Source organism: Robertmurraya mesotrionivorans, assembly GCF_050971805.1.
Lineage (GTDB): Bacteria > Bacillota > Bacilli > Bacillales > Cytobacillaceae > Robertmurraya_A.
Map to the genome: position 1 here is coordinate 1 of NZ_JBPCCH010000029.1, position 11,180 is coordinate 11,180.

Here is an 11,180-nt window from a genome sequence, read left to right on the forward strand (position 1 = left end):
AGATCCATATTTAGGTTAAACTGTAAATGAGTCATTTTTATTCCTCTTTTCTATGTTTATCGTGGTTGTTAAACATTGTAGCCAAGAGAGAATAAAATGACTCTATTCTTTTTACACAATTATACGGACCTAATCAATTTACTTGCGATTATAAAAATTTATTTGCTATTCTAGAAATTTACTTGCGATTATAAAAATTTATTTGCTATTCTAGAAATTTATTTGCGATTAGCTCCGAATATTGGCAATTTCAACCCACCATCCAACCACCCGCTTGAAAACAAGCAAACAATTGCTGTATTCTTTAAAAGACAAAACACCTAAAGGATGTAAAAATAATGAGATTAAATAAATTTATTAGCGAATCGGGCTTTACTTCCAGACGCGGAGCAGACAAGCTCATTAGTGAAGGTAAAGTGACGATTAACGGGCGTGTTGCTGAGCTTGGCAGTCAGGTGGAAGCGGGAGACGATGTGAGGGTGAACGGCAAATCCATCGTGGTAGCGAGAAACTATGTATATATTGCACTTAATAAACCCGTCGGAATTACGAGTACAACCGAGCGTCATATTAAAGGGAATATTATCGATCTCGTAAACCATCCACTAAGGATTTTCCATATTGGAAGGCTCGATAAAGACTCCGATGGTTTAATTCTACTAACAAATGACGGGGACATCGTCAACGAAATTCTTCGAGCAGAAAACAAACATGAGAAGGAGTACATCGTGACTGTAGACAGACCCATCACAAAAGAGTTTGTCGCAAAAATGTCATCGGGTGTGGAAATTCTTGATACAAAAACCCTTCCTTGTAAAGTGGAGCAAATATCAAAATACGTGTTTAAAATTATTTTAACACAAGGCTTAAACCGACAAATTCGCCGCATGTGTTCAAGCTTAGGGTACGGAGTCGTTCGCCTTCAACGCACAAGAATTATGAACATCCATCTTGGCAACCTCCCCGTTGGTCAGTGGAGAGATTTAACCAAGGGAGAAAAAAAAGAACTGTTTAAGGAATTGAATTACGAACCGAAACAGTAAAAAAGCTGAAGGATTTTCTTCAGCTTTTTCTAATGATGATTGCTGGCTTTCCAATCGGATAATACTCAATTTCCTCACAGTCCCGAACAGCCTCTTCCGAGAAACTGTTTCTTCCATCAAATACGATTGGCTCTTTCATATGAGAAATAACTTCTGATAATACAAGCTGTTTGATTTCCTTCCACTCCGTAACGATAAAGGCAGCATCTGCCTCTTTTAACGCCTCTTCCACCGAAGCAGCATACACGATTTGTTCTCCAAAAATCGTTTTCGCATTACGAGTTGCAACCGGGTCGTATCCGATTACGCTTGCTCCTTCTTTCAGTAAAGAATGGATAATCGTAATCGAAGGTGCTTCTCTCATATCATCTGTCTCCGGTTTAAAAGCAAAGCCTAATACAGCTATTTTCTTATGCTTCAGATTTCCAAAACGATTCAGAGCCTTATTCACAAGAAGCTGCTTCTGTCGGTTGTTAATCATCATGGTTTCTTCAATCATTGAAAAAGGCACATGATATTCTTTCGCGATGGCTAAAAGTGCACTAACATCCTTTGGAAAACAGGACCCGCCATAACCGATTCCACTTTGTAAAAAGGCTGCCCCTATCCGTTGATCTAGCCCCATCCCTTTAGATACTGCTTCTACGTTTGCACCTACTGCCTCACACAGGTTTCCTATATTATTGATAAAGCTAATTTTCGTTGCTAAAAAGGCATTCGATGCATACTTAATCATTTCCGTACTTCTTGCATCTGTCGTGACAATTGAAGCGTTTAGAGGAGCATACATCTTTTCGATTACTGCAGCTGCCTCCTTGTTCTCACACCCAATCACAATGCGGTCAGGATGTAATGTATCTGACACAGCTGATCCTTGTCGCAAAAATTCCGGATTGGATACAACCGAAGGTGAGATTTTCTTTTGACCAGTTCCCTCCAGCCATTCTTTCACTTTTTCATTTGTGCCAACGGGTACGGTACTCTTGATCACAATGATCGCGTCTTCTTTTAAATATGGAGCAGCATCGTGGATCGCCTGAAATAGATACGTTAAGTCTGCTTCCCCGCTATTTTGCTGAGGAGTACCAACAGCAACGATTATAACTTCTGACTTCTCCAATCCCTCTTGATGCGACGTTGTAAACTGCAATCGTTTGGCATCCATATTTTTCGTAATCAATTCTTCCATTCCTGGTTCATAAATGGGGGATTTTCCGCCACGAAGAATCTTGATTTTCTCTTCACTTGTATCAATGCATGTAACATGATGTCCGATTTCTGCTAAACAAACACCTGTAGATAGTCCCACATAACCCGTTCCAATTACAGCAATTCTCATAGTCTATCATTCTCTCGTTGTTGAAAATTCATATTCTCATAGATGCCTTTTATATACTCTAGAACCACTTCCCTCATGTCTTCCCTTCTTAGCGCAAAATCGAGTGTTGCTTTCACAAACCCGAGTTTGTCTCCAATATCGTAACGTGTACCCTCAAAGGAATAAGCAAATACGGCTTGCTCTTTATTCAGTTCATTAATTGCGTCGGTTAACTGCAATTCGACATTAGGAACGATCGGTAATGACTCAAGCTTTTCAAAAATTTCTGGTCTAAATACGTATCTTCCGATAATCGCATAGTTTGAAGGAGCATCCTCCCTCCTTGGCTTTTCGACTAATGAATCAAGTGAAAATAGATTAGGAATTCCGATGGCTCCTTTTGGTTTCACAATTCCGTACTTACTCACCTCATCGTCGCTCACTTTTTGAACAGCCACAACAGAGCTATTACAGTAATCGAAAACATTCATAAGCTGCTTTAAGCAAGGTACTTCTGATTCCACAATGTCGTCACCCAGCATGACGGCAAACGGCTCCTGCCCAATAAAGCTTTTCGCACATAGAATCGCGTGCCCCAATCCAAGTGGTTCCTTTTGCCGCACATAATAGATGGTTACTAAACTTGATAATTTGCGAATTTCTTCTAAAAGCTCTACCTGGTTTTTTCGTGTTAATGTGTCTTCGAGTTCATAAGATTTATCAAAATGATCTTCAATTGAACGTTTTCCTCGCCCGATAATAATCACAATTTCCTTAATTCCAGCTGCGACTGCCTCTTCGACAATATATTGAATTGTCGGTTTATCGACGATGGGCAGCATTTCTTTGGGCTGTGCCTTTGTTGCTGGCAAGAATCTTGTTCCCAATCCTGCAGCAGGGATAATTGCCTTTCGTACCTTCATCCTTGATCCTCCCCTCTATTCCTCTCTGCCAAATGAAGCGGGAGGTACTCTCTTTCCATGAACTTTTTCAAACTACGTGGAAGCATCTTTTTACGGCGTCGGATTAAATATTGAGAAAGTATTTTTTTCTCTTCCTCGCTTACTTGCCAATCGTCCGGAATGATACTGATAATTTCCTCAATTAGAAAGTTAGGGAGAGTTTGAATCTCTTTTACTGCTTCATAAAAGTCCGATTCATCTTTTACAAATTGAGCCATTAACCGATGTGTCGCACTTTTTAATATTTTCACAGGAAGATCTTCTACTTGTTCTCCTGTCCAATTAAAGGAACCAAAGCATTCCGCATGATCAATGATCCATAGATGATACGTCTCATTGCCCGCTTCTTTTAGTAAAATATTTTTCTTCGTTCGGTCACCGTTCGATAACCAGTAATCAAATAAAATAATCGAAGCTAGCTGTTGCTCGTTTACGATTTTATTAATTTGAGTGACTTCATGTCCGTTATAGCAATCAGGAATATATCTGGACGCAAACTGATAGCGACTGATACTTGGGATAAAATCAGGAATTTGAGCAGAGAATTCATCTGGTATTTCTACAATTTGTGCATAGGGAATTGGTAGCTGTAAGTATCTGGCTAAGCAGTATGCTACCCATTCGTTTGGCAATGATTTTTCGAACCCTTGTATGAAATACTTCACTGCATACTCATGTCCATCGTCAAACTTGATTAAGTGCGTGTTTGATTTTCCTTCTAACTTCCTTACATATGAAACCGGCTTAATCATCCACCTTCACCACACCATCTATACCTGTTTCTTTTTGCATGATTGCTAGTAAAAACTGAACATATTTTTCGGCCACTCGATGAATATGGAAGTGTTCAAGGGTGTGCAAGATTGCCGCCTCAGACATCTTTTTCTGTACTTCAGGCTGGTCGACAATGAAATATAGCTGCTTGATTGCATCATCAACATTCATTCCGTGAAATAGTTTCCCTGTTTCTCCCTCTTTCACAATCTCTGTGACGGGCATCATTCGAGAGGCAACCACTGGGACTCCACAAAGCATAGATTCCACAAAGGTGTTCCCAAATGACTCCGTCTTTGTAGTCGCGATTGTACAGCCACCAGATTGACGAATCTTTGCATACACATGTGGCATTTGCTGGTAAGGAATCACTGGAAACCACTTGATGATGTCGGTTAATCCTTCTTCTTTCCACATTGCAGCAAACTCTTCTCTCTGCACACTTTGTGCTCCACCAATGACCCAAAATTCAATATCATCTCGTTCCTGTCTAACTCTTTGTGCGATTTCCACAAGCATTGGCCAGTTTTTCCTTTTATCCAATCGTCCAATCCAACCGATAACCTTTTTATCCTTTGGCAGGATGGGTTCTGAATCATAATCGATTTCTTCTTCATTTAGTGCGTAATAATAAGCTGGGTCGATTCCGTTATAGATCACTTCTATTGGAATTCCTTCAATAAGGATAGATACAAGCCCTTTTTGATAATGGGAGGGAACAATGACTGCAACCGGTTGAATGCCGCGAAAGTTCTGGAGATGAGGAGTGAGTTTCATAAGTTCTGGAGTACGTGCTTCGACTATAACTGGTCCGTTGTAATTGGCCTTTTGTAGCCACTTAAAGGCATCCTTTGTATCAACAACAATTATTGCGTCATATTGATTATCTTGTATGATTTTCACTATTTCGTTTTTGTCCTTCGTCAAGTAAACGGGAGCGATATCTTCCATAATATGCATACCACCGTGATCTGTCGTATACAGAAACTCTGTTTTTATGCCATATTTTTTAAAATAAATCGCCCGGTTACGCCACCCAGCATTCACCCCTCCAACCGTGAGTAGACGCCAGATTACAAGTATTTTCATCATGACTCTCCTTACTTTTTACCTTTTTTGCCGTTATCCGTGATTTTTTGCATTAAAATGGATGTTAGCTCTTGTCTTAACATTTTGCTTTTCTCTGCTGGAGAAGCCTTTTCAAATTTCTTTTTATCAATCTTGCTTTTCTTGTCATCTTTTTCTTTTTTGTCAGGCTTACTAAATCCATCGATGATACGTTGGATGTCTGTAAAATCAATTTTTTGTTGTCTTTTGTTTGACTCTTCTACTACCGGTTGCTGTTGTTGTTTCTGCTCTAATGCGCTCCAGTGCTCGTCAATTTTCTCCATCACTTCATCAGGATTATGCCCTCTAGCTAACATCGTTTTTACCCATTCTTCTTTAAAAACCTTGTGCATTAAGTTAACCAGTTGTTGAACATGATCTTTTTCATCCTTAGTTAACAGGCGACCGCTAATGTCCTTAACAATTGACTTCGTTTTTTCGCCCTCCAATAACTTAGGGTAAATCTCTCTGGCTAGCTCTTCCATACGCATATAATAGCTCCACTCCTCTAGAAGCTCTGGAGAAAAAGCCTTCACATGTGATAGAAACGTCTCTTTATGAGTTTCTCCTAATGAGGTTAATAGTTTCCGAGGATATGGATATACCCGGTCACGCCAAATCGTTCTTGCAACATCAATCACCCGAAGACTGCCATCTGCTTGGAGGTAAATTTGTCTCTTATGATGGTCGATTCTCTCATAGCCAATTTCCTTAAAAATGACCAGCATTTCAATAAGCTTTGCTGATAACTCTTCTGTTAACGGGTGTGATTGTAAGTACTCCCTCAAATCAATGCCCTTAATGGTTTCCATAACAATAAAAAGAGGTCCATGATCATAAATCCGTGGGAACAACCCTGTGTGCTGTCCCATCGATAATGCTTCATACTCCCTCTTGCAATCTTCTTCATTTCCGAATACCTTGACACACACATCGTCGGAATAATGAAATACTGCTCCCTGACGCCCTTTCCCGATCATTCGAAGCGGGCTATTATTGATCACTTCTACATCTTGGTTTTCTAGGTTATTTACCGTAATGCTCTTAACCATCTGTCTTAACTCGCTAGTGTTCAAAAAAAGTAACCACCTTTCTACCATACTATTCACTGTCTACAAACCAGTGTTTTATTTACATTCTCTTTACATTAGATTCATAAATTTAAAAAGTGTACAGGCTATTAACTAGGGAAAGAGCGGAATTTTTAGCTTATGGAAAAATAAAAGAGGGAATGATCCAAGTCATTCCCTCTTTCTTACTCAATACTATTCGAATGTGAACGCTGACGCTCTTGTTCAGCGAGAATTTCGTTATCCTCTGCATTGTCTCTTGTTACTTTTTGTGTCAGGATTGCCCCTACAGCAACTAAGATCATAACAGCGATATAATATCCTTTTTCATTTAGTTCAAGACTATCTGCGTTATAAAGACCGATACTAAAAAGGAATACCCCTGCAAAGAAAGTAAAATAAGCTAATACGGTGAAAGCCGTGGTATTTCTACGTCTGTACTTCATATTCATCCCCCTAAAACCAACTATAAGTTCCATTTCAGGTATATTATACCAAGTAGACATGGTGTAAATCTACACTTTTTTTCACAAAAAAAGGCTGACTTTGATTCGTCAGCCTTTCTACCTGTTATTACTCACCTTTAATCGCTTTTACTTCATCAGGATGATTATCAATCCATTCCTGTGCCACTTCTTCTGCATCACGATTATTATCTTCAATTTCAACAATCATCTTTTCAATATCTGATACATCCATGCTCCAGTTACTTAATAATTCATATGCTTCTGGCGCTTCATCTTTTAACTCATTGTTTGTTATAACATGAACTTCTGATGTATCAAAGTATCCTTCTGGACTTGGAAGTACCTTTAAATCATAGTTAGCAAACATTGGATGTGGTCTCCAGCCAAGGAAAAGAACGGGCTCTTCTTTCGCCATTAGACGCTGCGCTTGAGCAAGCATACCGCCTTCACTTGATGACACATATTCAAAATCCAATCCTAACTCTTCAATCATTTTTTGAGAGGTTACACTCATTCCTGCACCCTCTTCAATTCCATAAACCTTACCGCCAAATAAATCTTCCTTACCCTTTAAATCTTCAATGGACTCAATTCCTTCTACATACGTTGGAATGACCCATCCAAGCTCGCCATCTGCATAACTTACTGCTGTATCATCAAGACTATCCGCGTATTTCTCCATGTAATTTGCATGCATATCTGGTAGCCATGCATCCATAAATACATCAAGATCTCCTTTTGAAAGACCCGTGTACACTCCACCAGCATCAGCACTTGTTTCTTTTACGGTATAACCCATGTCTTCAAGAAGAAGCTTGGCAACCTTTGTAGGTGGGATTGTACTCGTCCACGGTGTTACTCCAAAGTTAATGGTGACATTTTTGCTGTCTTCTCCAGTTTCTTCAGAAGTACTTGCTCCACTGCTACAACCTACTAGTAAAATGAAGGTCAGTAGTAATAATAAGCTTACCTTTAGTTTTTTCAATCTTCCCCACTCCTTGACTATTTTTTATTTTTATTACCTAAACCTTGAGTAATACGGTCTAGGATAATAGCTAATACAACAATTCCTAATCCACCAACCAATCCTAATCCAACGTTAACGCTTGATATTCCGGCTAATACGGTTGAACCAAGACCAGGTGCACCGATCATGGATGCAATTACTGCCATCGATAGAGCTAACATAATCGTTTGGTTTACCCCTGCCATAATCGTTGGAATCGCAACGGGTAGTTGTACCTTCACGAGCATTTGCCATGAAGTAGATCCGAAAGCCCTTGCTGCTTCAACCATATCTTCAGGAACTTGTTTAATTGCCAGGGTTGTCATACGAACCGCTGGCGGAGTCGCAAACACAAACGTTGAAATTACAGCTGGAACTTCACCTAATCCGAATAATAGAATGGCTGGTATCAAATACACAAAGCTCGGTAAAGTTTGCATAAAGTCCAATATCGGACGAACAATTTTATCTAAAACTGCATATTTTGCAGTTAAAATCCCTAATGGAAGTCCAATGATGATCGAAAAGAAGGTTGCTACAACAACAACAGCTAATGTTAGCATCGCATCTTCCCAAAGGTTAACGGAACCAAGATATAAAGTACCGATTAAAGTAAAAATAGCAATTCCTTTTCCAGCAAGTTTCCAGGCTAATAAAACGAATAGTAAAGCAATAATTTCAGCTGGAATCATAAGAAATAAATCGGCTACGCCATTGATGAAAAAAGAGATAATGGAGCTGACGGAGTCAAAAAAGCCACCCATAACCGGGATTAACCAGTCGTAAACAAAGTCATTCGTCCAATCCTCTAACGGTAATGTAAAATAGTTCATTCTTTCATCCCCTCGCTTTGCTCTTTCCCTAACACGAGTCCCGAGAGAATCGAAACTCTTACGATAATTCCTACTAGCTTGTTTTCCTCAACAACAGCGATAGGATATTTTGATTCTGCTGCTAAACCAATCAGTTCACTTAATGGAGTAGTAGGTACAGTCGTATGAAAATCTGACTCTAGCACATCCTCAACCCATTTGTTTTCCTTATAGGCTTTGATGGCAGCATCAATTGTTAAAATCCCTTTTAGGTTTTTATCTTTATCCACGACGAAAATACTAGATAGTCCTGCATCCTCCATCTTCTTCATCGCTACTCTTGGGCCATCCTTCCACGTTGTGATAACGTCAGGCTTTTTCATAATATTAGAAGCCATGAGTACCTTCGAGCGATCCACGTCCTCAACAAAGTTGTACACATATTCATTGGCTGGATTCTCAAGAATTTCTTCAGCGGTTCCAATTTGAACGATTTCTCCATTTTTCATAATCGCAATTCTGTCGCCAAGTTTCAGCGCTTCATCAAGATCATGTGTGATAAAGAGAATTGTTTTTCCAAGCTTGCTCTGAAGCTGAAGAAGCTCATCCTGCATCTCTTTACGAATAATTGGATCTAGCGCACTGAACGCTTCGTCCATGAGAAGGATATCGGAATCATTCGCAAGAGCTCTCGCAAGCCCCACTCGTTGCTGCATTCCACCACTCAGTTGATCAGGATAGCTATTCTCGTACCCTTTTAACCCAACATCTTCAATTGCCTTTTGCGCCTTTTCCTCTCGTACGCCTTTCTCGACTCCTTGTACTTCAAGTCCGTAAGCGACATTTTCAAGTACATTGCGATGTGGAAACAAAGCAAACTTTTGAAACACCATTGATAGCTTTTTTCTTCTTGTTTGCATCAAGTCATTTTTATTCATTTTTGTTATGTCTTGACCATCTATGAGAACTTCACCATCTGTCGGTTCAATCAAACGATTGATTAAGCGAATCAATGTCGACTTCCCACTCCCTGAAAGTCCCATAAGAACGAAGAATTCTCCTGGCTTTACTTCAAAGGAAGCATTGTTGACACCGACGGTCATGCCTGTTTCTCTTAAAATTTGTTCCTTGCTTTGCCCTTGTTGTAAGCGCTTAACTCCCTCTTTTGGATTTGAACCAAACACTTTTGTGAGATTTTTCACATGAATTTTATTCATTTTATAACCCCTTTTTGTATCTCTATTTATTTGATAGATTGATAGATTGAAAAGTTGTGTATTGTAAATAAGAGGAAAAACGAAGAGAGTGAGTAGTTTAAAGTTTTCCTGCCCTTTTATTGTAGCTTGATTGTCATGTGTTTAACAAAGCCGAAATTTCTGTATATTCCGTAGATATAGTTCGTAAAGTTTTAACTGTACAAATCAAACGATAGAATGGTTAAAATTCCTCCCGAATGCTCTAGAATCCTCCAAAATAATAAGTTTCTACTTTTAAATTCAATATGATAATCTATAGATAGAAAGCTCAGGGAAGTGAAAATATCTTGAATGAACAAGACAAACTATTGAAGGCAAGAGATCGTTTTATTGATTCAATGGCTAAAAATATGAGTCTTTACGGAATTACCCATTCGGTAGGAAGACTGTATGGATTGTTATACTTTAGTGAAAAGCCAATGACTCTTGATGAAATGAAAGACGAGCTTGGAATGAGCAAAACGAGTATGAGCACAGCTGTCAGACAGCTCCAAGAACTAAATATGGTAGAAAAAGTGTGGAAGAAAGGTGAAAGAAAAGATTTATACCAAGCCGCAGACGACTGGTACGAATCCTTCTCTGCATTGTTTACCACAAGCTGGCGAACAGGCATCTCCCTTAACATCTCTACTATTAATAAATCACTGAAAGAGCTCCGTGCTCTTCATGAAAATCCAGAAACAAGTGACGAAGTAAAGGCTTCTGCAGAGTTAGATATTGAAAAATATCAATATGCACTAGATTACTATGACTGGCTTAACCGTTTTGTTGACAGCCTCGAATCAAAGGATATATTTAATCATATTCCAAAAAAGGAGTAGTGGATGTATGACCATCCGCTGCTTCTTTTTTGTTTTAATGAAATACCCAGTTTGTGGGAAGCGCAAACCTGATTTTTGTATATATTTTTGGGCTGGTCTATTTGACCGGTGGATGACTTTTTGGGTTGTTGCGGGCAATTAGAGATGGTCTATTTGACCGGTGGTTGGCCTTTTGGGTTGCTGCGGACAATTAGAGCGGTTCTATTTGACCGGTGGTTGACCTTTTGGGTTGTTGCGGACAATTAGAGCGGTTCTATTTGACCGGTGGTTGGCCTTTTGGGTTGTTGCGGGCAATTAGAGATGGTCTATTTGACCGGTGGTTGGCCTTTTGGGTTGTTGCGGGCAATTAGAGACGGTCTATTTGACCGGTGGTTGGCCTTTTGGGTTGCTGCGGACAATTAGAGCGGTTCTATTTGACTGGTGGTTGGCCTTTTGGGTTGTTGCGGGCTATTAGAGACGGTCTATTTGACCGGTGGTTGGCCTTTTGGGTTGTTGCAGGCAATTAGAGCTCCCCTCATTTACCATTCAACTACTTCACCCTCTC

Annotated in this window: 11 protein-coding genes; 2 read left to right on the plus strand and 9 right to left on the minus strand. The window is 39.6% G+C overall.

Going from position 1 to position 11,180, the window contains the following annotated elements:
- Positions 1-338: 338 nt before the first annotated feature.
- Complete coding sequence (rluF, locus tag ACRX5O_RS23225) at positions 339-1,043, plus strand: 23S rRNA pseudouridine(2604) synthase RluF (RefSeq protein ID WP_433908118.1); 705 nt, start codon at positions 339-341, stop codon at positions 1,041-1,043.
- Between the two features lie 19 nt (positions 1,044-1,062).
- On the opposite strand, the gene ACRX5O_RS23230 is transcribed toward rluF, so the two are convergent.
- The 9 genes from ACRX5O_RS23230 to ACRX5O_RS23270 all read right to left on the minus strand — a co-directional run bounded on the left by ACRX5O_RS23230 (position 1,063) and on the right by ACRX5O_RS23270 (position 9,776).
- Positions 1,063-2,382, minus strand: coding sequence for a UDP-glucose dehydrogenase family protein (locus tag ACRX5O_RS23230; protein WP_433908119.1), 1,320 nt, complete (start codon positions 2,380-2,382; stop codon positions 1,063-1,065).
- Positions 2,379-3,284, minus strand: a complete 906-nt coding sequence (galU, locus tag ACRX5O_RS23235; protein ID WP_433908120.1) for a UTP--glucose-1-phosphate uridylyltransferase GalU — start codon at positions 3,282-3,284, stop codon at positions 2,379-2,381. The genes ACRX5O_RS23230 and galU overlap by 4 nt, the downstream gene beginning before the upstream one ends.
- The gene (locus ACRX5O_RS23240; RefSeq protein WP_433908121.1) at positions 3,281-4,075 is read right to left on the minus strand and encodes a HipA family kinase; all 795 of its coding nucleotides are present in this window, start codon (positions 4,073-4,075) and stop codon (positions 3,281-3,283) included. Before ACRX5O_RS23240 ends, galU begins: the two co-directional genes overlap by 4 nt.
- Entirely contained in the window at positions 4,068-5,186 is a 1,119-nt protein-coding gene (locus tag ACRX5O_RS23245; RefSeq protein WP_433908122.1) for a glycosyltransferase family 4 protein, read from the minus strand. The genes ACRX5O_RS23240 and ACRX5O_RS23245 overlap by 8 nt, the downstream gene beginning before the upstream one ends.
- An 11-nt stretch (positions 5,187-5,197) precedes the next feature.
- Complete coding sequence (locus tag ACRX5O_RS23250) at positions 5,198-6,280, minus strand: hypothetical protein (RefSeq protein WP_433908123.1); 1,083 nt, start codon at positions 6,278-6,280, stop codon at positions 5,198-5,200.
- 179 nt (positions 6,281-6,459) lie between these two features.
- On the minus strand, positions 6,460-6,720 hold the full coding sequence (locus ACRX5O_RS23255) for a YiaA/YiaB family inner membrane protein (RefSeq protein WP_119710336.1): 261 nt from the start codon (positions 6,718-6,720) through the stop codon (positions 6,460-6,462).
- 127 nt (positions 6,721-6,847) lie between these two features.
- Complete coding sequence (locus ACRX5O_RS23260) at positions 6,848-7,726, minus strand: glycine betaine ABC transporter substrate-binding protein (protein ID WP_433908124.1); 879 nt, start codon at positions 7,724-7,726, stop codon at positions 6,848-6,850.
- Positions 7,727-7,743: 17 nt separating this feature from the next.
- Entirely contained in the window at positions 7,744-8,580 is an 837-nt protein-coding gene (locus tag ACRX5O_RS23265) for an ABC transporter permease (protein ID WP_433908125.1), read from the minus strand.
- A complete protein-coding gene (locus tag ACRX5O_RS23270) occupies positions 8,577-9,776 on the minus strand; it encodes a quaternary amine ABC transporter ATP-binding protein (RefSeq protein WP_433908126.1) in 1,200 nt (399 codons plus the stop codon). Before ACRX5O_RS23270 ends, ACRX5O_RS23265 begins: the two co-directional genes overlap by 4 nt.
- Positions 9,777-10,099: 323 nt before the next feature.
- On the opposite strand from ACRX5O_RS23270, the gene ACRX5O_RS23275 reads away from it, so the two are divergent.
- Entirely contained in the window at positions 10,100-10,636 is a 537-nt protein-coding gene (locus ACRX5O_RS23275) for a GbsR/MarR family transcriptional regulator (RefSeq protein WP_433908159.1), read from the plus strand.
- Positions 10,637-11,180 lie beyond the last annotated feature (544 nt).

Bases quoted from the DNA above. Each gene is read 5' to 3' on its own strand.
- rluF (WP_433908118.1), top strand. From the start codon at position 339: ATGAGATTAAATAAATTTATTAGCGAATCGGGCTTTACTTCCAGACGC.
- ACRX5O_RS23230 (WP_433908119.1), bottom strand. From the start codon at position 2,382: ATGAGAATTGCTGTAATTGGAACGGGTTATGTGGGACTATCTACAGGT.
- galU (WP_433908120.1), bottom strand. From the start codon at position 3,284: ATGAAGGTACGAAAGGCAATTATCCCTGCTGCAGGATTGGGAACAAGA.
- ACRX5O_RS23240 (WP_433908121.1), bottom strand. From the start codon at position 4,075: ATGATTAAGCCGGTTTCATATGTAAGGAAGTTAGAAGGAAAATCAAAC.
- ACRX5O_RS23245 (WP_433908122.1), bottom strand. From the start codon at position 5,186: ATGAAAATACTTGTAATCTGGCGTCTACTCACGGTTGGAGGGGTGAAT.
- ACRX5O_RS23255 (WP_119710336.1), bottom strand. From the start codon at position 6,720: ATGAAGTACAGACGTAGAAATACCACGGCTTTCACCGTATTAGCTTAT.
- ACRX5O_RS23265 (WP_433908125.1), bottom strand. From the start codon at position 8,580: ATGAACTATTTTACATTACCGTTAGAGGATTGGACGAATGACTTTGTT.
- ACRX5O_RS23270 (WP_433908126.1), bottom strand. From the start codon at position 9,776: ATGAATAAAATTCATGTGAAAAATCTCACAAAAGTGTTTGGTTCAAAT.